The organism is Streptomyces sp. NPDC090032, assembly GCF_044748025.1.
GTDB lineage: Bacteria > Actinomycetota > Actinomycetes > Streptomycetales > Streptomycetaceae > Streptomyces.
The window spans coordinates 1-22203 of the sequence record NZ_JBIVFF010000018.1; the positions used below are offsets into that span (position 1 = coordinate 1).

At 71.0% G+C, this 22203-nt stretch carries 20 protein-coding genes; 13 read left to right on the forward strand and 7 right to left on the reverse strand.

The annotated features are described in order from the left end of the window. From ACIPWY_RS34815 to glgB, 3 genes are all read left to right on the forward strand, one after another. The coding region (locus ACIPWY_RS34815) for an alpha-glucosidase C-terminal domain-containing protein (RefSeq protein ID WP_362908156.1) at positions 1-475 on the forward strand (475 nt) is incomplete at its 5' end. 152 nt (positions 476-627) lie between these two features. After that, positions 628-2055: a maltokinase gene (locus tag ACIPWY_RS34820; RefSeq protein ID WP_401536447.1), complete on the forward strand. Its 1428-nt coding sequence runs from the start codon at positions 628-630 to the stop codon at positions 2053-2055. Next, the gene (gene glgB, locus ACIPWY_RS34825; RefSeq protein WP_393704985.1) at positions 2052-4292 is read left to right on the forward strand and encodes a 1,4-alpha-glucan branching enzyme; all 2241 of its coding nucleotides are present in this window, start codon (positions 2052-2054) and stop codon (positions 4290-4292) included. The genes ACIPWY_RS34820 and glgB overlap by 4 nt, the downstream gene beginning before the upstream one ends. Here glgB and ACIPWY_RS34830 read toward each other — a convergent pair. From ACIPWY_RS34830 to ACIPWY_RS34845, 4 genes are all read right to left on the reverse strand, one after another. Continuing rightward, positions 4279-6522 carry a HelD family protein gene (locus ACIPWY_RS34830; protein ID WP_401536450.1) on the reverse strand — a complete coding sequence of 748 codons (2244 nt, stop codon included), beginning with the start codon at positions 6520-6522 and terminating at the stop codon, positions 4279-4281. The two genes, glgB and ACIPWY_RS34830, sit on opposite strands and share 14 nt — an antisense overlap. Before the next feature lie 199 nt (positions 6523-6721). Next, positions 6722-7048 (reverse strand): thioredoxin, encoded by a 327-nt coding sequence (trxA, locus tag ACIPWY_RS34835; RefSeq protein ID WP_362908160.1) that lies wholly within the window; start codon positions 7046-7048, stop codon positions 6722-6724. Between the two features lies 1 nt (position 7049). Next, positions 7050-7454, reverse strand: a complete 405-nt coding sequence (locus ACIPWY_RS34840; RefSeq protein WP_401536455.1) for a MerR family transcriptional regulator — start codon at positions 7452-7454, stop codon at positions 7050-7052. 52 nt (positions 7455-7506) lie between these two features. Continuing rightward, complete coding sequence (locus tag ACIPWY_RS34845; RefSeq protein WP_362908162.1) at positions 7507-8106, reverse strand: ABATE domain-containing protein; 600 nt, start codon at positions 8104-8106, stop codon at positions 7507-7509. An 85-nt stretch (positions 8107-8191) separates the two neighbouring features. Between ACIPWY_RS34845 and ACIPWY_RS34850 the strand changes: the two genes are divergently transcribed. The 3 genes from ACIPWY_RS34850 to ACIPWY_RS34860 all read left to right on the forward strand — a co-directional run bounded on the left by ACIPWY_RS34850 (position 8192) and on the right by ACIPWY_RS34860 (position 10018). Continuing rightward, positions 8192-8986 carry an MBL fold metallo-hydrolase gene (locus ACIPWY_RS34850; RefSeq protein ID WP_401536458.1) on the forward strand — a complete coding sequence of 265 codons (795 nt, stop codon included), beginning with the start codon at positions 8192-8194 and terminating at the stop codon, positions 8984-8986. An 82-nt stretch (positions 8987-9068) separates the two neighbouring features. Then, entirely contained in the window at positions 9069-9563 is a 495-nt protein-coding gene (locus tag ACIPWY_RS34855; protein WP_362908164.1) for a MarR family transcriptional regulator, read from the forward strand. Next, complete coding sequence (locus ACIPWY_RS34860) at positions 9560-10018, forward strand: MarR family transcriptional regulator (RefSeq protein ID WP_362908165.1); 459 nt, start codon at positions 9560-9562, stop codon at positions 10016-10018. The genes ACIPWY_RS34855 and ACIPWY_RS34860 overlap by 4 nt, the downstream gene beginning before the upstream one ends. A gap of 137 nt (positions 10019-10155) precedes the next feature. Here the strand turns inward: ACIPWY_RS34860 and ACIPWY_RS34865 are convergent, their stop codons facing one another. Beyond that, positions 10156-11853, reverse strand: a complete 1698-nt coding sequence (locus ACIPWY_RS34865) for an MFS transporter (protein WP_401536462.1) — start codon at positions 11851-11853, stop codon at positions 10156-10158. Between the two features lie 174 nt (positions 11854-12027). On the opposite strand from ACIPWY_RS34865, the gene ACIPWY_RS34870 reads away from it, so the two are divergent. Next, positions 12028-12624, forward strand: coding sequence for a TetR/AcrR family transcriptional regulator (locus tag ACIPWY_RS34870; RefSeq protein ID WP_362908167.1), 597 nt, complete (start codon positions 12028-12030; stop codon positions 12622-12624). Positions 12625-12721: 97 nt separating this feature from the next. Here the strand turns inward: ACIPWY_RS34870 and ACIPWY_RS34875 are convergent, their stop codons facing one another. Next, positions 12722-14095 carry a cation:dicarboxylate symporter family transporter gene (locus ACIPWY_RS34875; RefSeq protein WP_362908168.1) on the reverse strand — a complete coding sequence of 458 codons (1374 nt, stop codon included), beginning with the start codon at positions 14093-14095 and terminating at the stop codon, positions 12722-12724. Between the two features lie 208 nt (positions 14096-14303). On the opposite strand from ACIPWY_RS34875, the gene ACIPWY_RS34880 reads away from it, so the two are divergent. From ACIPWY_RS34880 to ACIPWY_RS34900, 5 genes are all read left to right on the forward strand, one after another. Further along, complete coding sequence (locus ACIPWY_RS34880) at positions 14304-15935, forward strand: sensor histidine kinase (RefSeq protein ID WP_362908169.1); 1632 nt, start codon at positions 14304-14306, stop codon at positions 15933-15935. Beyond that, complete coding sequence (locus tag ACIPWY_RS34885; protein WP_362908170.1) at positions 15932-16630, forward strand: response regulator; 699 nt, start codon at positions 15932-15934, stop codon at positions 16628-16630. The genes ACIPWY_RS34880 and ACIPWY_RS34885 overlap by 4 nt, the downstream gene beginning before the upstream one ends. A gap of 131 nt (positions 16631-16761) precedes the next feature. Beyond that, a complete protein-coding gene (locus ACIPWY_RS34890; protein ID WP_362908171.1) occupies positions 16762-18135 on the forward strand; it encodes an extracellular solute-binding protein in 1374 nt (457 codons plus the stop codon). A gap of 47 nt (positions 18136-18182) precedes the next feature. Continuing rightward, positions 18183-19088 carry a carbohydrate ABC transporter permease gene (locus tag ACIPWY_RS34895; RefSeq protein WP_393704997.1) on the forward strand — a complete coding sequence of 302 codons (906 nt, stop codon included), beginning with the start codon at positions 18183-18185 and terminating at the stop codon, positions 19086-19088. Further along, a complete protein-coding gene (locus ACIPWY_RS34900) occupies positions 19089-19919 on the forward strand; it encodes a carbohydrate ABC transporter permease (protein ID WP_362908172.1) in 831 nt (276 codons plus the stop codon). Between the two features lie 67 nt (positions 19920-19986). On the opposite strand, the gene ACIPWY_RS34905 is transcribed toward ACIPWY_RS34900, so the two are convergent. Next, entirely contained in the window at positions 19987-20673 is a 687-nt protein-coding gene (locus ACIPWY_RS34905; RefSeq protein ID WP_362908173.1) for a DUF2848 domain-containing protein, read from the reverse strand. Between the two features lie 135 nt (positions 20674-20808). Here ACIPWY_RS34905 and ACIPWY_RS34910 point away from each other — a divergent pair, with 135 nt between their 5' ends. Next, positions 20809-22164 carry an MFS transporter gene (locus tag ACIPWY_RS34910; protein ID WP_401536469.1) on the forward strand — a complete coding sequence of 452 codons (1356 nt, stop codon included), beginning with the start codon at positions 20809-20811 and terminating at the stop codon, positions 22162-22164. The last annotated feature ends 39 nt before the right edge of the window (positions 22165-22203 follow it).

Below are 22203 nucleotides of genomic sequence, written 5' to 3' on the forward strand. Positions count from 1 at the left end.
CCCGATGCAGTGGACCCCCGACCGCAACGCGGGCTTCTCCTCCTGCGACCCGGGCCGTCTGTCACTCCCCACGATCATGGACCCGGTCTACGGCTACCAGGTGACCAACGTCGAGGCGTCCATGACCTCGCCGTCGTCGCTGCTGCACTGGACCCGGCGGATGATCGAGATCCGCAAGCAGAATCCGGCGTTCGGCCTCGGCTCGTACACCGAACTGCCGTCGACGAACCCGGCGGTGCTCGCCTTTCTGCGGGAGGCCCCCGCATCAGAGGAGGACGGGGACGACCTCGTCCTGTGCGTGCACAACTTCTCGCGCTTCGCCCAGCCCACGGAACTCGACCTCCAGGCCTTCACCGGCCGCCACCCGGTCGAGCTGATCGGCGGGGTGCGCTTTCCGGCCATCGGTGAACTGCCCTATCTCCTCACCCTCGCAGGTCACGGCTTCTACTGGTTCCGGCTGCGCAAGGACGCCTGAACGCCGCCCGGGGAGGGTCGGTTTCCGCCGCCCCTCCCTGGGCACCCATCACCACACACCCCGACACGTCCCGCTCGTACTGCCTCTGCCGCATTTCCGGGACGCCGCCCCGCACCCAGTCGCGGCCCGCCCCGGGGAAAGGACGTGACGCCATGCCGGATGCCGTCACCCGAACCGGCCCGACCGCGCGACCCGAGCTGCTCGCCTCGCTCGACCCGCTCCTGCGCGCGTGGCTGCCCCGGCAACGCTGGTTCGCGGGCAGAACAGCACCCACAATGACCCTGCTCGCCGCGACGGACCTGCTGCCGGTCACGGCACGCCAGCCGGGCCTGATCCACGCCCTTGTGCGCATCGAGCCCACCCAGGACTCCTACCAACTCCTGCTGGGCGTAAGGGAGTCGCTGCCGCCGTATCTGGCGCCGGCCCTCATCGGCCACGTCACGCAGGGACCCCTCGCCGGACGCACGGTCTACGAGGCCCTGCTCGACCCCCGGCTGACGGACCTCCTCCTGGAGCGGCTGCGCCACCCGGGCCGCCTGGGCGGGCTCCGCTTCGCGCACGACGGCGCGACCCCGATCCCGCCGGACCTCGCTCCCCGCCCTCTCGACGCGGAGCAGTCCAACTCGTCGGTCATCTACGGAGATACGTTCATCCTCAAGGTGTTCCGCCGCGTGACGCCGGGCCTCAACCCGGACCTGGAACTCCAGCGCGCGCTGGCCGAGGAGGGCTGCGGGCGCGTGCTCGCCCCGGTGGCGTGGTTCGAGACGACGGACGACGATCCGCTCTCGCTCGGCCTGCTCCAGCCCTACCTCACGGGCGCTACGGACGGCTGGGACCTCGCGCTCGGCGAACTGTCCAAGGGGCAGGACTTCCGCCACGAGGCCCGCGAACTGGGCCGCGCGACAGCGGAGATCCATCTCGCCCTCGCGCACGCCCTGCCGACGGTCACCCTGGGCCGCGCCCACACGGCACAACTGGCGCAGTCGATGAAGGACCGCCTCGACAAGGCCGTCCAGGCCGTGCCGGCCCTCCATCCGTACGCGCCCGCGCTGCACACCGCCTTCGACGCCCTCGCGGCCGACGCGACCCCCCGCACCGCCCAGCGCGTGCACGGGGACCTGCACCTGGGCCAGTGCCTGCGTTCGCCCGCCGGCGCCTGGTCGGTCATCGACTTCGAGGGCGAACCCTCCCGCCCGCTGCCCGAACGCCGGCTGCCGCACCCGCCCGCCCGCGACGTGGCCGGCATGCTGCGCTCCTTCGACTACGCGGCCCGCACCAACCGGCCCTGGGCGCCGGACTGGGCGCGCCGGTGCCGGGACGCGTACTGCGCGGGCTACGCGCAGTACGCCGGCGACGACCCGCGCACGGACCCGGTCCTGCTGCGCGCCTACGAGACGGACAAGGCGGTCTACGAAGCCGTCTACGAGGCCCATCACCGCCCGGACTGGCTGTCGATCCCGCTGTCCGCGATCGACCGCCTCGCCACGGAGGCGTCCGGAATGCCGCGCCCCCGCCCAGGAGACGCGGACGCGGCACCGCAGCACCCCATGTCGACCCCGAGCCAGGAGGCCACTCCGTGACGCACGACCCCTCCCGCTCCACACCTCCCGCAGCCGTCACCGCCGCCCCGGCCCCCACCCCCGCCGCCGACCGCGACCGCCTCCTCGCCGGCACCCACCACGACCCGCACTCCACCCTGGGCGCGCACACCACGCCCTCCGGCACGGCGTTCCGGGCGCTGCGCCCGTACGCCCGCGCGGTCACGGTCGTCGCGGACGGACTCAGGGTCCGGCTGCACGACGACGGCGACGGCTTCTTCTCGGGTCTCGTCGATCTGCCCGCGCCCCCGGACGACTACCGCCTCCTGGCCGCCTACGAGGGCGCTGTCGAGCACGAGTCCCCGGACCCGTACGCGCTGCTGCCCGCCCTCAGCGATTACGACCTGCACCTGATCGGCGAGGGCCGGCACGAGCAGCTGTGGCAGGCGCTCGGCGCGCGCCCCATGACGCACCAGGGCATCACGGGCACCCGCTTCACTCTCTGGGCGCCCAACGCCCAAGGGGTGTGCGTCGTGGGCGACTTCAACTACTGGAACGGCACGGGCTTCCCGATGCGCTCGCTCGGTTCCACGGGGATCTGGGAGCTCTTCGTCCCGGCCCTCGGCGAGGGTGAGCTGTACAAGTTCGAGATCACCCGCCCGGACGGCTCGAAGACGATGCGCGCGGACCCGCTGGCCCGCCGCACCGAGGTCCCGCCCGCCAACTCCTCGATCATCGACGCCTCGCACCACACCTGGCACGACGACGCCTGGATGGCCCGCCGCGGCACGCCGCCGGCGCACGAGGCCCCCTTCTCGGTCTACGAGGTCCACCTCGCGTCCTGGCGCCCGGGGCTCACGTACCGCCAGCTCGCCACCCAACTCCCCGCTTATGTCGCCGACTTGGGATTCACGCACGTAGAGCTGATGCCCGTGGCCGAACACCCCTTCGGCGGGTCGTGGGGCTACCAGGTCACCGGCTTCTACGCCCCGACGGCCCGCATGGGCACGCCCGACGACTTCAGGTGTCTGGTCGACGCGCTGCACCAGGCCGGCATCGGCGTCCTCATGGACTGGGTGCCGGCCCACTTCCCGCGCGACGACTGGGCTCTCGCCGAGTTCGACGGCCGCACCCTGTACGAGCACGAGGACCCGCTGCGCGCCGCCCACCCCGACTGGGGCACCCTCGAATTCGACTACGGCCGCAAGGAGGTCCGCAACTTCCTGGTGGCCAACGCCGTGTACTGGTGCGAGGAGTTCCACATCGACGGCCTGCGGGTCGACGCGGTCGCCTCGATGCTCTACCTCGACTACTCGCGTGAGCACGGCCAGTGGACCCCGAACGAGTACGGCGGCCGGGAGAACCTGGACGCGGTCGAGTTCCTCCAGGAGATGAACGCGACGCTGTACCGCAGGGTCCCCGGCGTCGTGACGATCGCCGAGGAGTCGACGGCGTGGGACGGCGTGACCCGGGCGACCCACCACATCGGCCCGGGAGGCTTCGGGGGTCTCGGCTTCGGCCTGAAGTGGAACATGGGCTGGATGCACGACTCGCTCGGCTACGTGTCCCACGACCCGGTCCACCGCAGCTACCACCACGACGAGATGACGTTCTCGATGGTGTACGCGTACAGCGAGAACTACGTCCTGCCGATCTCGCACGACGAAGTGGTCCACGGCAAGAAGGCCCTGGTGTCCAAGATGCCCGGCGACTGGTGGCAGCAGCGGGCCACCCACCGCGCCTACCTGGGCTTCATGTGGTCCCACCCGGGCAAGCAACTCGTGTTCATGGGGCAGGAGTTCGCACAGGGCGCCGAGTGGTCGGAGGCGCACGGCCCGGACTGGTGGCTGCTCGACCCGTCGTACCCGGCGGAGCCCGACCACCGCGGCGTCCGCGACCTCACCCGCGATCTGAACGCCGCCTACCGCCACGCACCCGCGCTCTGGCAGCGGGACATGGACCCGGCGGGCTTCGAGTGGATCGTCGGTGACGCGGCGCAGGACAACGTCTTCGCGTTCCTGCGCCGCGCCGCCGACGGCAGCCCGCTGCTTTCGGTGTCCAACTTCTCGCCGGTGGTCCGCCACGAGTACCGGCTCGGCGCCCCCGACGACGTACCGGCCTGGCACGAGGTCCTCAACACCGACGCGGCCCGTTACGGCGGCGGCGGTGTCGGCAACCCGGACCCGGTCAAGCCGGACGCCCAAGGTGCCCACGGACGTCCGGCCGGCATCAGGCTCACGCTGCCGCCGCTCGCGACGGTCTGGCTCAGGCCCGCGTGATCAGGGCGCCGCGCAGCGACTCGGGCAGCTCCCCGCCGTGCACGACGCCGAGGGTCTGGGTGGCCCGGGTCAGCGCGACGTAGAGGTCGCTGACGCCGTACTCGCCCGGCTCCACGACCAGCACGCGGTCGAACTCGAGCCCCTTGGCCTGCCGGGGGTCGAGCAGCACCAGGTGCTTGGTGAGGTCGGGCTCGCCGCCCGCCACGACGTCCGGCAGCACGGCGGCGAGCGCCGCGTGCAGCCGGCGGGGGGCGATCACCGCGAGCCGCCCCTCCTCGGGCGTCGCGGCGACGGCCTCCTCGGCCACGGCCCGCACGACGTCGTCGGCCTCGCGCGCCCAAGGGCGCACGCCCGTCGAGCGGACCGAGGACGGCGGCTCGAAGCCGGGGTGTTCGGCGCGCAGCACGGCCGCCGCCACGTCCATGATCTCGGACGGCGTGCGGTAGTTGACGCCGAGGCGGGTGTGCTCCCAGCGGTCCTCGACGTACGGCGCGAGGATCTTCTCCCACGATCCGACGCCGGCCTCCTCGGCGGTCTGCGCGGGGTCGCCGACCAGCGTCATCGACCGCGTCGGCGAGCGCCGCATCAGCAGCCGCCACGCCATCGGCGACAGCTCCTGCGCCTCGTCGACGATGATGTGCCCGAACGCCCAGGTCCGGTCGTCCGCCGCGCGCTCGGCGGCACTGCGGTGGTCCTCCTCCTCGTACCAGTCGGCGACCCGCTCGGCGTCGACGATGTCGTGCGCGGCGAGGACCTCGGAGTCCTCCTCGTCCTCGAACTCGTACGTCTCGGAGCCACGCGAGAGTTCGAGGACGCCCTGCGCGTAGCCGATCCGCTCCTGCCGCGCCGCTTCGGCCCGTGCGCGTTCGGCGCTGTCGTCGACGCCGATCAGCTCGGCGGCCTCGTCGAGAAGCGGAACGTCCGCGGGGGTCCAGTCCGCCGGCCCCGTCACGTCCCGCCGGATCACCTTCGCGTCTTCGCCGGCCAGCTGCACGGGCTCGGCCAGGAAGTCCGCGACCAGGCCCTCCGGGGTGAGCTGCGGCCACAACTCCTCGATGGCGGCGTGCACTTCGGTGCTTGACGCGACTCCCTTGCCGAGCTGGGCGAGGTCGTCGGGGCCGAGGAAGTTGGGGCCGCCGTACGGGTCGGCGCCGATGCGTTCCGCGAGCTGCGCGGTGAGCGCGTCGATGATCCGGAAGGCGAAGTGGGGGCGGGCGAGGTTGTGCGGCAGGAGAGTGTCGCGGGCGGCCTGCCGGGCCTCGTAGGCGATCTCCCAGTCGAGAATCAGGTCACCGTCGTCGTGCCGGACGATCATCGGGGCGCCGGGCTCGGGGAGCTGCTGCCGGTCGCGCACGGCGAGCGCGAGGGCGTCCACCATGGCCTCGGAGCCCTTGACGGCGGCGGCGCGCGGGGCGTCCTCGGCGGTGGCGTGCACGCCGGGGAACAGTTCACCCAGCGAGGCGAGCAGCACACCGGTCTCGCCGAGCGCGGGCAGGACCTCCCCGATGTAGCCGAGGAACGCGGGGTTGGGGCCGACGATGAGCACGGCCCGCTTGGCGAGGAGCTCGCGCTGCTCGTACAGCAGGAACGCCGCGCGGTGCAGCGCCACGGCGGTCTTGCCCGTGCCCGGGCCGCCCTCCACCACGAGCACGCCGCGGTGCGAGTGGCGGATGATCCGGTCCTGCTCGGCCTGGATGGTCTGCACGATGTCGCCCATGCGGCCGGTACGGGCCGAGTTCAGGGCGGCGAGCAGCACGGCGTCGCCCGTCGGGTCCTCGAACCCGGTGCGCTCCTCGTCACCCAGGTCGAGGATCTCGTCGTGCAGCTCGGTGACGGTGCGGCCCTCGGTGGTGAGGTGGCGGCGCCGCCTGATGCCCATCGGCGTGTGCCCGGTCGCGAGATAGAAGGGGCGGGCGACCGGCGCGCGCCAGTCGATGAGAATCGGGGTGTGCTCGCTGTCTTCCTCGCGAATTCCGATGCGCCCGATGTGATGCGCGGTGCCGCCCGCCTTTTCGGTGAGATCGATCCGCCCGAAGCACAGCGAACCGTCGACCGCGTTCAGCGCGGCGAGCAGGCCGGAACGCTCGACGACGAGGAGATCCCTTTCGAGCCGCGCCTGCTGGCCGGTGCCGACCGGTGTCAGGGCGTCCGTGACCGACTCCGCGGCGTCGCCGCGGAGTACATCGACGCGCGCGTAAAGCCGGTCGATGAATTCCTGCTCTTTCTGCAATTCAGCGATTTCACGCGCTTCACGGGTTGACAAAGCGGCTCCCTGCCAGGTACGGTGTGTTTATTCGGCCCCTCGTGAGGGGCCTTTTCTGTGGGCACACAGAAACACCGAATATACCCCCTGGCAGGGTCCAATTGCACCCCGGGGATATCACCGCCGCTATTCGGCCCGGTCACCGGCCTCCGTCACACCGAGGCGATCAGACGACCTCCGCCAGCTCCTCCAGCAGTCGCCGCTTCGGGCGCGCCCCGACCCGCGACCACACCGGCTCGCCGTCCTTGAAGACCATGAGCGTCGGCATCGACAGCACCCCGTAGCGCACCGCGGTCTCCGGGTTGTGATCCACGTCGATCACCACGACGTCGAGCCGCTCCCGCTCCTCGTCAGCGATGGAGCGCAGCACCGGCGCGAGCTGCCGGCACGGCCCGCACCACTCGGCGGTGAACTCCACCAGGACCGGCCGTCCGGCCCCCAGCACCTCTCCGTCGAAGTCCGCGTCCGTGACGTCCCTCAGTTCCGTACTCACTTCACCCTCCCAGTTCGCAGCGCGGCGACGGGTCCTCGCCCGCCAGCGCGTCCATGGCCTCCTCGGCGCGCTCCAGCTGCGCGCCGACCTTCTGCCGTACGGCGGTCAACTCGCCGATCAGCGCATCGAGTTCACCGAGCTTGCGGCGGTACACCGCGAGCGAGGCGGGGCACGAGTCGCCCTCCGGGTGCCCGGCCCGCAGGCACTCCACGAACGGCCGGGTCTCCTCGAGCTCGAACCCGAAGTCCTGGAGCGTCCTGATCTGCCGCAGGGCCCGCAGGTCCGCGTCGTCGTACGTGCGGTAGCCGTTGCCCCCGCGCCGCGCGGGCAGCAGCCCGCGCGACTCGTAGTACCTCAGCGTCCGCGTGGTCGTCCCCGACCGCTCAGCCAGCTCTCCGATGCGCATGCTTCGACGGTAAACGTTGACGCCGACGGAAAGGCCAGCCCCGAGGCTCGCGTCAGTCTGCTTGCGGCTGGGTGCGCCGGGCATAGGCACGGGCGGCACGGGCACGGTCGCCACAGCGGGTGGAGCACCAGTGGCGGCGTCCGTGGCGCAGCAGGTAGCGGTTGCAGGGGGCGGAACCGCAGCCGGTGAGGCGGTCGGCTTCGGGGCCCGTGAGGAGGTCGGCCGCGTCGGCCGCGAGGGTCGCGAGAGCGCGGCCGAGGATCCCGTCGGTGGGACAGGGCACCGCGCGGTAGGGGCCCTTCTTCTCGTCCCAGTGGAGCAGGGCGGCCGCGGGGGCTTTGCTCAGCGCGTCGTTGACGGCGGACAACGACGCGGGGAGGGCGGGCAGTTCGGCGACACGGGCGGCGAACAACCCCCTGATGTGTTCCCGCAGGGAGCGCAGCTGTGCCGCGCACATCTCCTGCACCCCGGCGCCGGCCGGCGCGAGGCCGTGTCCGGTGAGCCACCGATTCGCGGACTCAGGGGTGCCGAGGTAATCGACGAAGCGACCTCCGGGCAACGCGACGGCGCTGTTGACGAAGTCGAGGGCGAGGTGGTCCTCCGCCCCCGGCGCGGGCGGCGGCATGGACTCGGCGGTCGCGGTCTCGCTCATGACTGTCATGGTACGGCTTGCCTTCATCCGTGAGACAGGGCTATCGTCTCTCACGGATCACTCGCTTTCTATCCGTGAGGTTTTGATGGCTGACGCCGGTACGACCGCGACCACCGAGCAGATCCCCGTCCGCGTCCTGGGCGGCCCGACCGCCCTCTTCGAATACGGCGGCCTGCGGTTCCTGACCGACCCGACCTTCGACACACCCCGCGACTACCCCCTGCCCCGCGGACAGCTGACCAAGACGGCGCCCTCCTCGGCCACGCCGGCCGGACTCGGCCGAATCGACGTAGTCCTCCTCTCCCACGACGAGCACCCCGACAACCTCGACGACTCCGGCCGGGCCCTGCTCGCCGACGTCCCGCTGACCCTGACCACACCCGGGGGCGGACAGCGCCTCGGAGCGGGGGCCGAGGGGCTGGCCGACTGGGAGTCGATCGACCTGGACCGCGCCGATGGCGGCACCGTCACGGTCACGGGCGTGCCCGCCGTCCATGGGCCCGGCACACGCGAGGAGGTCGAACCGATCAGCGGTCAGGTCGTCGGATTCGTCCTGACCGGGCAGGACCTGCCCACGGTCTACGTCAGCGGCGACAACGCCTCGCTCGACCTGGTCAAGGAGATCGCCGAACGGTTCGGCCCGGTGGACACCGCCATCCTGTTCGCCGGGGCTCCCCGCATCCCCGTCCTCTTCGACGGCGCGCCGCTCGTCCTCGACAGCGCGCAGGCCGCCGACGCCGCCAAGACCCTCGGTGCCCGCCGGGTGGTTCCCGTCCACTACGACAGCTGGGCGCACTTCACCGAGGGCCGTACCGAACTGGTCGCCGCCTTCACCGACGCCGGGCTGCTGGACCGCCTGGACCTGGGTGACCGGGGCTGACGTTCGCCGGAATCGGCAGCCCTGAAAACAGCAGCCCTGAAAATAGTAGCCATGTACATAGTAGCCATGTACGGTATCGGTCATGAGCAAGGCTTCACCGGGGCCCACGCCCGGTTTCCTGGTATGGCGGCTCGCCAACAAGTGGCGCGTCGCGGTCGATCGCGGGGTGGCTCCGCTGGGGCTCACCCACGCGCAGTACTCACTGGTCGCATCGCTGCACGGCATGCAGCGCGCCGGTGAGCGGCCCAGTCAGCGCCGACTCGCCGACCACACCGGCCTGGAGGCGCTGTACGTCTCGAAGCTGGCGCGTGCCCTGGAGTCGGCCGGCCTGATCGAGCGCACTCGCGATCCCCGCGACCCGCGCGCCGTACAGCTCGCCCTCACCGAGCAGGGCCAGGCCGTCACGCGGCAGGCCATCACGGTGGTCCACGAACTGCTTCAGCAGTTGCTGGAGCCGCTGGGCGGCCTCGACGCCCCTCGGACGCGCGCGTTCACCGACGAGCTGACAACCCTGCTCGACGCACCTTTCGCTCCATCCGTACCGACCGACGAGAGCACTCAGGGGGCAACACCATGACCACCACCGCGTCCGGCACCACCGCACCCGTCGCCGACGCCCGCGCCCTCGGCCTGGCCCACTACGCCGCCCGCGGCGTCCTGGAGCACGTCCTCGCCCGGCACGGCGCCACGTTCCAGCAGCAGATCGCCCTGCGCGCCGCCGTCACAGCCGACGCCCCGCAGACGCCGGAGGACCTCGCCACCCAGGTCCAGGGCTCCCTCAAGGCCGATCCGGCCGGCATCCGCGCCACCCTCGACGAGCTGCTGGCCAAGCAGCTGCTCGTCGCGGACGGCGCGCACCTTCGCCCCACGGACGCAGGGCGCGAGCTGCTCGCCGCCATCGGCGCGGAGACCGCCCCCTTGACCGCCCGCGTCTGGGGCGGGATCCCCGCCGAGGACCTGGCCGCCGCCGGCCGTGTCCTCGCCCTGGTCACCGAGCGCGCCAACGCGGAGCTTGCCGCGCTGACCGCCTGACCACACCCCGGGTTCCGCCCGTCACCCATGAGGAACGTCCGCGCCCGGACCCTCTTGCCGAGGTCCGGGCGCGGGAACCAGTCCAGTACCAGGGCCAGTTGACGTACGGCCATCAGGCCCCGGCCCGTCGCGGGTGACTAGCCTTCGCTGCCCACCAGTTCGGCGGTGTCGGCCGCATCCTCGGTGCCCGGCTCCGTCGTGTCCGGCTCCGCCCCTCCCCGTGCACGGCGCGGCAGCAGTACCGCCACCAGCACCGTCCCGACGCCCAGGATCACCGCGCCGACCACGCTCGTGTGTGCCACGGCGTCGGAGAAGGCGGAGCCCACCGCGTCGGCCATCTGCTTCGCGCCGCCCGCGAGCTGCTCGGCCTGCGCCTTGAGCTGGGCGGCCTGTTCGGGGTTCGTCGACGCCGCCGCCTTCTCGGCCGCCTTGTGTGCCTGGTCCCCGATGCCCTGGGCCACCGCGTAGCCCGCGCCCACGGAGTCCTGCGCGGTGGCGAGCGCGTCGCCCGGCAGTTTCGTACCCGCCGCGTTGTCCGCGAGATGCGACCCGTACGAACCGGCCAGGACCGAGCCGAGGATGGCGATGCCGAGCGAGCCGCCGAGTTCGAGCGACGTGTCGTTGACCGCGCCGCCGACGCCCAGCTCCGACTCGGGGAACGAGCCCATGATCGCGTCGGTGCACGGCGAGAGCGCGAGGCCGATCGCGAGGCCGAGGATGGCGAGGGGCAGCACGAAGTCCCCGTACGTCGACGTGGCGTCGACGCGCGTGAGGAGCGCGAGGGCCGCCGTGCCGCCGACCATGCCGGCCGTCACCGTGATCTTCATGCCGATGCGCGGGGTGAGGTACCCGGTGAGCGCCGAGCCCACGAAGACCGCTCCGGCCAGCGGCAGCATGCGGATTCCGGTGGCCAGCGCGTCGTAGCCGAGGACGAACTGGAGGTGCTGCGTGAGGTAGTAGAAGGCGCCGAAGACCGCGAGGAAGAAGAGGGCGACGGCGAGGTTCGCGCCGGAGAAGCGGCGGTCCGTGAAGCGGCGGACGTCCAGGACCGGGCGCGGGTGGCGCAGCTCCCACAGGACGAACGCCACGAGGGCGACGCCCGCGACGACCGCGGCGCCGATCGCCTTGGCGCCCCAGCCGAAGTGCGGCCCCTCGATGATCATGTAGACGAGCGCGCCGACCCAGACGACGGAGAGCAGGCCTCCGACGTAGTCGATGCGGTGCTGGTGCGCGGCCTTGGACGGCGGTACGAGGACGAGGGCGCCGACGAGGGCGACGGCGGCCACGGGCACGTTGATCAGGAACGTGGACGACCAGCCGTGGTCGCGCAGGAGCGCCCCGGCGACCAGGGGTCCGGCCGCGATGGCGAGGCCCGCGGTGGCGGTCCACAGCACGATGGCCTTGGCGCGCTCGGCGCGCGGGAAGGTGGCCGCGAGCAGCGACAGCGTGGCAGGCATGATCATGGCCGCGCCGACGCCCATCACCGCGCGGGCCGCGATGACCCCGGTGGAGCTGTCGACGAGCGAGCCCGCGACGGCGCCGCCGCCGAAGACGACGAGGCCGAGGACGAGCGCCCCACGCCGGCTGTACTTGTCGCCGATCGCGCCGAGGAGCAGCATCAGTGCCGCGTACGGGACGGTGTAGCCGTCGATGACCCACTGGAGGTCGGCGCTGGTCAGGCCGAGGTCCTTGGTCATGTCCGGCGCCGCGACCGTGAGGGCGGTGTTCGCCATCACGATGATCAGCAGGCTCAGGCACAGCACGAGCAGGGCCCACCAGCGACGGGCGTACGGCCGGTCCATCCCCTCGACCGGTTCCTTCATGACGAGGCGCATTCCCCTGCCACCCTTCGGGGCGCTCGGCCCCACAGTCCACAAGTTCACGTGTCCGCGGTCACGGACATTGCACAGCAGCGTGCAATTACACAACGCTGTGCAATTTACGTCATTGCACAGGGCTGTGCAAAACCACACGTGAACGGGGTAGGGGCCGGGGTGCAGAATGGGCGCGTGACTTCAGGACGAGCCGACACCAACCGCCGCCGCATCCTCGACGTCGCCCTCGCCGAGCTGCTGCGCGACCCGGACGCGTCCATGGACCAGATCGCCAGAGCCGCGGGCGTCGTACGGCGCACGGTCTACGGGCACTTCCCCAGCCGCGAGGCGCTCGTCGCGGCGCTCGTCGACGACGCCGTCACCGCGGTCGAGGCCGCGCAGGCCGAAGGGCGCGCGGGAGTGACCGACCCCACCGAGGCCGTGGCCCGCTCGCTCCTCGCCGTGTGGGAGGTCGCCGACCGCTACCGCCTGCTGGTCGCCCTCGCGCAGCGGGCCGTCACCGTCGAAGGCATCCGCGCCCGACTGGCCCCGGTCCGCGAGAGCTGCGCCGAACTGCTCCAACAGGGCCTGGAAACGGGCGAGTTCGCCTCTCCCCTGCCGCCGTCGGCCCTCGCGTACGTCCATGAGCAGGTGCTGTTCGGGCTGCTCGAAGCGGTCAATGACGGGCTGATCCCAGCAGAAGAGGCGGGCCGCTCCGCCGCGGTCACCGTACTGACCGCGGCAGGCGTACCCGCCTCACGAGCCACCGACCTGGTGGCCGGCCTCACCTAGCCGCACCACCGGCCGGACGCGCCCCGTCAGGGACGCGGGGAACTGCGCGACCGGCCCCCCACCGACCCGCAGGTTCAAAGCGAATCCAGCGAAGCGCTCACGCCTTGGCCAGCTCCTTCTCCCCCTCACCCCGCTGATCAGGCACAGCGCCGACGTCGCCACTCGTGTCGTCCACAAGCGTGCGCTCGTCGAAGGGCAGGTCACCGGCGAGCACGCGCTGGACGCGGTCCTTGTCGACCTCGCCCGTCCACGTACCGATGAGGAGCGTCGCGACGGCGTTGCCCGCGAAGTTGGTCAGGGCGCGGGCCTCGCTCATGAAGCGGTCGATGCCGATGATCAGGCCGACGCCGTCGACGAGCGCGGGCTTGTGCGACTGGAGTCCGCTGGCGAGCACCGCGATGCCGGAGCCCGAGACACCGGCGGCGCCCTTCGACGCGATCATCATGAACAGGAGCAGGCCGATCTGCTGGCCGATGCCGAGGGGCTGGTCCATGGCGTCCGCGATGAAGAGCGAGGCCATGGTCAGGTAGATCATCGTGCCGTCGAGGTTGAACGAGTACCCGGTCGGGACGGTGATGCCGACGACGGGGCGGCTGACGCCCAGGTGCTCCATCTTCGCGATGAGCCGCGGCAGCGCGGACTCGGAGGACGAGGTGGAGAGGATCAGCAGGAACTCGCGGCCCAGGTACTTCAGGAGCGCGAACAGGTTGTAGCCGGTGGCCAGGCGCAGCACGGTCCCGAGGACCACGACGACGAACAGGAAGCAGGTCACGTAGAAGCCGAGCATGATCGTGGCCAGTGCCTTCAGGGCGTCCACACCGGTCTCGCCGATGACGGCCGCCATCGCGCCGAACGCGCCGACGGGCGCGGCCCACATGATCATGCCGAGGACGCGGAAGACCAGCTTCTGGATGTGCTCGACGCCCTTGAGGACCGGCTCACCGGCCCGGCCCATGGCCTGGAGACCGAAGCCGACGAGGAGCGCGACCAGGAGCGTCTGAAGCACCTCGCCCTGGGTGAACGCCGACACGAGGGTCGTCGGGATGATCCCGAGGACGAAGTCGACGGGGCCCTCGGCGGCGTCCTTCGCCGCGGTGTGGCCGACGTCCTTCACGGCCTGCGTAAGGTGCATGCCGTCGCCCGGGTGCAGGATGTTGCCGACGACCAGGCCGATGGCGAGCGCGACCACGGACATCACCAGGAAGTAGCCGAGCGCGAGCCCGCCGACCTTGCCGATCTTGGCGGCCTTGCGTACGGACCCGACGCCGAGCACGATCGTGCAGAAGATGATCGGCGAGATCATCATCTTGATCAGGTTCACGAAACCGGTGCCGACCGGCTTGAGCTCCTTGGCGAAGTCCGGCCAGATGAAGCCGACCGCGATGCCGAGCAGAACGGCACCGATGACGGCGATGTACAGATAGTGGGTGCGGTCTCTCTTGGCGGCGGCTGCCACCTGAGTCTCGGCCACGGGTGCCTCCTGACGACGGTGTCTGGCGTTACTGCGTACGGGAAACCTGCACGTACGCGCCATGCGTGCGGCTCACGTCTGGCGAATCACGGTGACTATCTCCCGGCTTGTGAGGGCCGTCACCCTTCCGTTCATTTAGTTCGCGCTTATACGTTCAAGTAGTTCACGTTTGAACGTTCGCGCTGCACCGAGAGGCAGACTTGAGCCCATGCGCTTCCCCCTCCTGCCACGCGCCCGCAGCCTGGCCGGCCAGCTCTTCGCGATGCAGGTCGTCCTGGTCGCCGTCGTGGTCGCGGGGTGCGCGCTCTTCACGTACATCAGCGACGGCCGGCAGGCCGAGGAGGCCGCCACACGCCAGGCGACGGCGGCGGCCCGCGCGGTCGCGGACGCGCCCTCCGTGCGCGGTGCGATCACCGGAAGCGGTGACCCGACCCGCACACTCCAGCCGTACGCGAGCGACGTCCAGCGCCACACCGGCGTGGACTTCGTCACGATCATGGATCCGCACGGCATCCGCTGGACGCACCCCGACGAGCGGCGTATCGGGGAGCGCTTCCTCGGCCACACCGGACCCGCCCTGCGGGGCAGGACCTTCTCGGAGACGTACACGGGCACGCTCGGCCCGTCCGTGCGCGTGGTGACGCCGATCGTGTCGGGGCAGCGGATCGTCGGGCTCGTCAGCGCGGGCATCACGGTCGAGGAGATCAGCGCGCAGGCGCGCGGCCAGGTGCTGGCGCTGGCCGGCGTCGCGGCGGGCGCCCTCGTGCTCGGCGGCATCGGCACGTACGTGATCAACGCCCGGCTGCGGCGGCACACCCACGGGATGAACGCCACCGAGCTGAGCCGCATGCACGCCTACCACCAGGCGGCGCTGCACGCGGTGCGCGAGGGTCTGGTGATGCTGGACGGGCAGCGCAGGATCGCGCTCATCAACGACGGGGCGCGCGAGCTGCTCGGCGTCGGGGACGAGACGGTCGGGCGCAACGTCGCGGAGCTGGGCCTGCCCACCCCGCTCACCGGCGCGCTCCTCGCGGCGGAGCCCCGGGTCGACGAGGTGCACCTGACCACCGACCGCGTGGTCGTCGTCAACACCTCGCCCGTGTCCAGCGGCGACCGGCGCGGCACCGTGGTGACCCTGCGCGACCACACCGAACTCCAGGCGGTGATGGGCGAGTTGGACTCGGAGCGGGGCTTCACGCAGGCGCTGCGCTCGCAGGCCCACGAGGCCGCGAACCGGCTCCACACCGTCGTCTCGCTGATCGAGCTGGACCGCGCCGGCGAGGCGGTCGACTTCGCGACGGCCGAGCTGGAACTGGCGCAGACCCTCACCGACCAGGTCGTCGCCGCCGTGAGCGAGCCGGTGCTCGCCGCGCTCCTGCTCGGCAAGACGGCGCAGGCCAACGAGCACGGCGTGGAGCTGGAGATCTCCGAGGACAGCCGCATCGACGACGGTCTGGTGCCGCCCACCCTGCCGGCCCGCGACCTCGTGACGATCCTCGGCAACCTGCTCGACAACGCGGTCGACGCGGCCCAGGGTTCGCCGCAGGCGAAGGTGACGGTCACGGCCCGCGCACAGGACGACAACCTGCTGCTCCGGGTCACGGACACGGGCCCGGGTGTCGCCGACGGACACGCGGACGCGGTCTTCGAGCGGGGCTGGTCGACGAAGCCGGCCGGTCCCGGCGGGCGCGGCCTCGGTCTCGCGCTCGTCCAGCAGTCCGTCGCCCGCAACTCCGGCACCCTGACCCTGGCCGAATCCCCCACGGGCGGCGCACAGTTCACCGTCGTCCTGCCCCTCCAGCGCACGAGCGCGACCACGCCCACGGGAGGCACCGCGTGACAGACCCCGACACCGCCGGCGGCACCATTCGCGTCCTGGTCGTCGAGGACGACCCGGTGGCCGCCGACGCCCACGTCCTGTACGTGAACCGGGTCCCCGGCTTCACCGCGATCGGCAAGGCGCACACGGCCGCCGAGGCCCACCGGGCCCTGGAGCGCACCCAGGTCGACCTGCTCCTCCTCGACCTGCACCTCCCGGACGGCCACGGTCTGCAACTGGCGCGCTCGCTGCGGGCGGCGGGCCATCACGCGGACGTGATCGCGGTGACCTCGGCGCGCGACCTCACGGTGGTCCGCGAGGGGGTCTCGCTCGGCGTGGTGCAGTACGTACTGAAGCCCTTCACCTTCCCGACGCTGCGCGACCGGCTCGTGCGCTACGCGGAGTTCCGGGCGGCGGCGGGCGAGGCGGGCGGCCAGGACGAGGTCGACCGCGCCCTGGCCACGCTGCGCGCACCGAGTCCGGCCGCCCTGCCCAAGGGGCTGAGCGCGCCGACGCTGGAGCGCGTGACGCGGACGCTGCGCGCCGCTCCCGAGGGTCTGACCGCCGCGGCGGCCGCCGAGTCCGTGGGCATCTCGCGCATCACGGCCCGCCGCTACCTGGAGCATCTCGTCGACTCGGGCCGCGCCGCCCGCAGCCCCCAGTACGGCCAGGTGGGGCGTCCGGAACTCCACTACCGCTGGCTCACCGCGGACTAGACACGGACTAGACCATTGGTCAACCAGCCACCCCTGCACGGGGATTGACCTTGGTCCGACCCCGCCCGTACGTTCACCGGGCAGCCCCGCTCGGCAAGCCGGCCGGCGGCGGCCCGTAGGAGGTCGTGCCCGTGCGCCCCACTGCTCCCGTGCTCCTCAGCGCCACTCTGCTCATCGCCGCGACCGGCCTGACGGCCTGCAGCAGCGGCTCCGGGGACGACCCGGACACCGTCCGCATCTCCTACAAGCAGTCGACCGACAATCAGGTACGTGTCATGGACAAGTACCTGGCGTCGATGAAGAAGCAGTTCGAGAAGGAGCACCCCGGCAAGAAGGTGAAACTGGTGCCGATCAAGGCGCCGGACTCCGAGTACTACACCAAGCTCCAGCAGATGCTGCGCTCCCCGAAGACAGCACCCGACCTGGTCTACGAGGACACGTTCCTCATCAACTCGGACATCACCAGCGGCTATCTCAAGCCTCTGGACTCCTATCTCGCCAAGTGGCCCGACTGGAACCAGTTCATCGACACGGCGAAGAACGCGGCCAAGGCCGAGGACGGCAAGACGTACGGCGTCCCGGACGGCACGGACACCCGCGGACTCTGGTACGACAAGGGCATCTTCGCGAAGGCCGGCATCAAGACGCCCTGGCAGCCGAAGACCTGGGACGAGGTCCTCGACACGGCCCGCACGATCAAGAAGAAGGTCCCCTCCGTCACCCCGCTCAACGTCTACACGGGCAAGCCCGGCGGCGAGCAGTCCGCGATGCAGGGCTTCGAGATGCTCCTGTACGGCACGGGCGCGGGGCCGGGCACCGCGGACCCGCTGTACGACAGGTCGTCCAACAAGTGGATCACCGCGGGCAAGCCGTTCAAGGACGCGCTGAACTTCGTGAGGACGGTCTACGGCGAGAAGCTCGGCCCGGACGTCTCGGACGCCCTCGACCCGAACATCGGCACCCGGGTCCGCGGCGAGCTGCTCCCCCAGAGCAAGCTGGCGATCAACCTCGACGGGTCCTGGCTCCCGCAGGACTGGCTGAAGGGCAGCGGCCACGAGTGGCCCGAGTGGTCGCAGAAGCTGGGCCTCGCAGCCATGCCGACGCAGAACGGCCAGGCGCCGGGCAAGGTCAGCATGTCGGGCGGCTGGACGTGGGCGATCCCGTCGAAGGCGTCCAACCCCGACCTGGCCTTCGAGTTCGTCAAGACGATGCAGACCAAGGCGAACGCCCAGAAGTGGTACATCGCCAACTCCGGCATCGCGGTCCGCAAGGACGTCGCGGCCGACCCGGAGTACGTGAAGGCGCAGCCCGGCATCAAGTTCTTCACGGACCTGGTGGCGTCGACCCACTACCGGCCCGCCTACCCGGCGTATCCGAAGGTCTCCACGGCGATCCAGGAGGCGATGGAGTCGGTCACGACGGGCGACAGCTCGGTCGACAAGGCGGCGAGCACGTATGACGAGCAGCTCAAGACGGCGACGGACGGCAAGGTGACAACCAAGTGAAGGTGGGGCCGAGCGGTGTCCGCCGCCCCGTGACACAGCCCCTGCCCCTGCCCCCTCCACGAGGTGATCACCAGAAGAAGCCGGGGCGGGGCGGAGCACGACGCCCCCTGACCCGCGCCCTGCCCCTGGCCCCTTCCCTGGTCCTGCTGCTGCTCTTCCTCGCAGGGCCGATCGCGTACTGCGCGTACATCGCCTTCACGGACCTGCAGTTGACGGGCCAGGCCCACTCCTCGTTCGTGGGCTTCAAGAACTTCACGGCCGCGTTCAAGGACGACGCGTTCCTGAACGCGGTCTGGCTCACCCTCGTCTTCACGGTCCTGTCCTCGCTCATCGGCCAGAACACGCTGGGCCTCGCCCTGGCCGCGCTGATGCAGCGCGCGTCGAAGACGGTCCGCACGGTCACGGGCGCGGTCGTGGTGTGCGCGTGGGTCCTGCCGGAGGTCGTCGCCGGTTTCCTGCTCTACGCGTTCTTCCGCCGCGAGGGCACGCTGAACGCGATCCTGGACTGGCTCCATCTGCCCACCCAGAACTGGCTGTTCACGCTGCCGATCCTCGCGGTGTCGTTCGCGAACGTGTGGCGCGGGACGGCGTTCTCCATGCTGGTCTACTCGGCGGCGCTCGGCGAGATACCCAAGGAGATCACCGAGGCGGCGGAGATGGACGGCGCGGGCGGCTGGCGCCGCATGTGGCACATCACGCTCCCGATGATCCGCCGCTCCATCGCCACGAACCTCATGCTGAACACCCTGCAGACGCTGTCCGTCTTCGGCCTGATCTGGGTGATGACCCGGGGCGGCCCCGGAAACCGGAGCCAGACCCTGCCCCTGTTCATGTACGAGCAGGCCTTCCAGAAGAGCATGATCGGCTACGGCACGGCGGTGGCCCTGCTCCTCCTGGTCGTCGGCTCGCTGTTCTCGCTGGTCTATATGCGCCTGCTGCGCTCGGAGGCCTGAGTGTCCTCACCCCGCACCGTCCGCCACCGCCTTGCGGCCGACGCCGGACTTCTGATCGTCGCCGCGGCGTTCGTCCTGCCGCTGGCGTGGGTGATCCTCTCCGCCCTCGACGCGCACGCGAACCTCCAGGTGAAGATCCCCGACGGCGTCACCCTGGACAACTTCGACGCGGTCCTGACCCCCGACATCACCTTCACGCCGCTCCTCAACAGCCTGCTGCTGTGCGGCGGCGCGACCCTCCTGACGGTGGCGAGCGCGGCTCTCGCGGCGTACCCGCTGTCCCGCTACCGCTCCCGCTTCAACAACCCGTTCCTGGCGACGGTCCTGTTCGCGACCTGCCTGCCCATCACGGCGATCATGGTCCCCGTGTACGCGCTGTTCGTTCAGGTCAATCTGATCGACACGATGCAGGGCACGATCTTCTTCTTCGCGGCGTCCCAACTCCCGTTCGCCATCTGGCTGATGAAGAACTTCATGGACGGAGTTCCCAAGGAGCTGGAGGAGGCGGCCTGGACGGACGGAGCGTCCTCGTTCCAGTCCCTGCTCCGCATCGTGCTCCCCCTGATGGGCCCGGGAGTGGCGGTGGTCACCGTCTTCTCCTTCGTCATGATGTGGGGAAACTTCTTCGTCCCCTTCATGCTCCTGCTCACCCCCGAACAGATGCCGGCCTCGGTCAGCATCAACGACTTCTTCGGCAACCGGGGCACCGTCGTCTACGGCCAGCTGGCGGCCTTCTCGATCATCTACTCGACGCCGGTGATCCTGCTGTACATCCTGGTGGCCCGGAAATTCGGCGGAGGGTTCGCGCTGGGGGGTGCGGTCAAGGGCTGACCGGCCGCACCCTCGCGCACAGCTGGATCGATCGGCGAACCGGCCGACCGGTGCGCCGTCCGCCCGCTCAGCCGATCGGCACCGGCATCCTGACCACGTCGTACGCCAGGTCGATGGTGTCGCCCGTGGCCGGGTCGTCGAGTTCCACGCGCCAGCGGGAGGCGAACTGGTCGACGCCCTCGGCCATCGGGATGGTGCCGGAGATCAGGACCGTGCCGGGCACCAGGTCGCCGCGCTCCCGCAGGACGTCGGCCCAGTAGGCCGGCGTGAGCAGCTCGGCCAGGGTGCCGTCCTGGATGAGGGTCTCCTGGCCGTCGTGGGTCACCCAGGCGCGCAGGGTCAGGTCGTCCAGGCGCTCCTGCACATCGGCGAGGCGCCAGGCGCGGCGGGCGAGGACGTCGGGGCTCGCGTTCTTGCTCCATGCCACCCCGTGCACCTCCAGCTCGCGGTCGGTGTGGTCGCAGGCGGCCGTCAGGAGCAGGTCGCCGTCCTGGTCGACGACCAGTGCCCACTCGGCCTCGCCCGAGGTGCGTCCGTGCTGGACGCGGACCTGCTCGGTGTGCTGGGCGAGGTAGGGGGAGACGGGGTAGAGCGCGGGGGTCACGGAGGGCGCGGGCACCCCCAGCTCGGCGAGCTCCGCCACGTGGGCGGCCACGTCGTCCTGGCTGCGTCCGGCGTACCCGGCGTTGAGCACCTGCACGACATCGACCTTGCGGGTGGTGCCGTCGGGCAGTTCGAAAGTCAGCAGCGCCATGGGGTTTCTCCACATCGTTCGCGATATCGGGGAGGTTAACTTTGCGCGGAAGGCTTGCGCATACGACCTGTATACAAGAAGTATGCCGGAAGGTCGACCGCTAGCCTCAACCCAGGAACCTCAGGGACGGACGTCGTGAACCACACCAGCACGAGCACGGAAAAGACCCCGCTCGGCGGGTCCGCGGTCCGCCGCGCCTTCTTCGCCAGCCTGACCGGAACCGCACTGGAGTGGTACGACTTCGCCATCTACTCCGTCGCGGCGGCGCTGGTCTTCGGCGACGTCTTCTTCCCCTCGGAGGACCCCGCCACCGGCACCCTGCTGGCGTTCTCCACGTACGCCGTCGGCTACGTCTCACGCCCGCTCGGCGGTTTCGTCTTCGGCCGCCTCGGCGACAAGCTCGGCCGCAAGAAGGTCCTGATCGCGACCCTCGTCCTGATCGGGGCCGCGACCCTCGCGATCGGACTGCTCCCGTCCTACGCCACGATCGGCGTCGCCGCGCCGATCACCCTCGTCATCCTCCGCTTCGCCCAGGGTGTCGGCGTCGGCGGCGAGTGGGGCGGGGCGGTGCTGCTGTCCAGCGAGTTCGGCGATCCGCGCCGGCGCGGCTTCTACGCCTCGGCCGCGCAGATCGGCCCGCCGGTCGGCAACCTCCTCGCCAACGGCGTACTCGCGGCCCTCGGCGCCCTCCTGACGGAGGTTCAGTTCACGTCCTGGGGCTGGCGTGTGGCGTTCCTGCTCTCCGGGGTGCTCGTGTTCTTCGGCCTGTGGATCCGCGCGAAGCTGGAGGAAACCCCGGTCTTCAAGGCGATGGAGGCCGAGCAGCAGCGCCCCGAGGCCCCGATCCGCGAGGTCTTCACGACGCACCCGCGCGCCCTGGCGGCCGCGATCCTCAGCCGCGTGGCCCCGGACGTCCTGTACGCGTTGTTCACCGTCTTCGTCCTGACCTACGCGACCGGCGAGCTGGGCATGTCCCGCGGCTCCGCCCTGGCCGCCGTCCTCATCGGCTCCTCGCTCCAGGTCTTCCTCATCCCGCTGGCCGGAGCCCTGTCCGACCGCGTCAACCGCCGCGTCCTGTACGGGGTCTCGGCGGCGGCCGCCGGTGTGTGGCCGTTCCTGTTCTTCCCCATGATCGGCGGCGGGAGCTGGCCGCTGCTCGCACTCGGTGTCGTGGTGGCCCTGGTCTTCCACTCCGCGATGTACGGGCCGCAGGCGGCCTTCATCGCCGAGCAGTTCTCCCCGCGCCTGCGCTACACCGGCTCCTCGCTCGCGTACACGCTGGCCGGTGTCATCGGCGGCGCCGTCGCGCCCCTGCTGTTCACGGCGCTGCTCGACGCGTACGACTCGTGGATCCCGCTGGCCCTCTACGTCGCGGGCACCGCGATCGTCACCATCGCCGGACTGTGTCTGGGCCGCGACGGCGACCGCGGCGACGAGGAGCTGCTCGGCGGCGAACCGGTCCGCTCCCCCGCCGCGTCCACGGCGTCCTGACCCCCGGACCACGCATTCCCGAACCCCCACACGAGGAGG

Bases quoted from the DNA above. Each gene is read 5' to 3' on its own strand.
- ACIPWY_RS34840 (WP_401536455.1), bottom strand. From the start codon at position 7,454: ATGCGCATCGGAGAGCTGGCTGAGCGGTCGGGGACGACCACGCGGACG.
- ACIPWY_RS34880 (WP_362908169.1), top strand. From the start codon at position 14,304: ATGCGCTTCCCCCTCCTGCCACGCGCCCGCAGCCTGGCCGGCCAGCTC.
- ACIPWY_RS34850 (WP_401536458.1), top strand. From the start codon at position 8,192: ATGGCTGACGCCGGTACGACCGCGACCACCGAGCAGATCCCCGTCCGC.
- ACIPWY_RS34865 (WP_401536462.1), bottom strand. From the start codon at position 11,853: ATGCGCCTCGTCATGAAGGAACCGGTCGAGGGGATGGACCGGCCGTAC.
- ACIPWY_RS34820 (WP_401536447.1), top strand. From the start codon at position 628: ATGCCGGATGCCGTCACCCGAACCGGCCCGACCGCGCGACCCGAGCTG.
- ACIPWY_RS34845 (WP_362908162.1), bottom strand. From the start codon at position 8,106: ATGAGCGAGACCGCGACCGCCGAGTCCATGCCGCCGCCCGCGCCGGGG.
- ACIPWY_RS34905 (WP_362908173.1), bottom strand. From the start codon at position 20,673: ATGGCGCTGCTGACTTTCGAACTGCCCGACGGCACCACCCGCAAGGTC.
- ACIPWY_RS34860 (WP_362908165.1), top strand. From the start codon at position 9,560: ATGACCACCACCGCGTCCGGCACCACCGCACCCGTCGCCGACGCCCGC.
- ACIPWY_RS34855 (WP_362908164.1), top strand. From the start codon at position 9,069: ATGAGCAAGGCTTCACCGGGGCCCACGCCCGGTTTCCTGGTATGGCGG.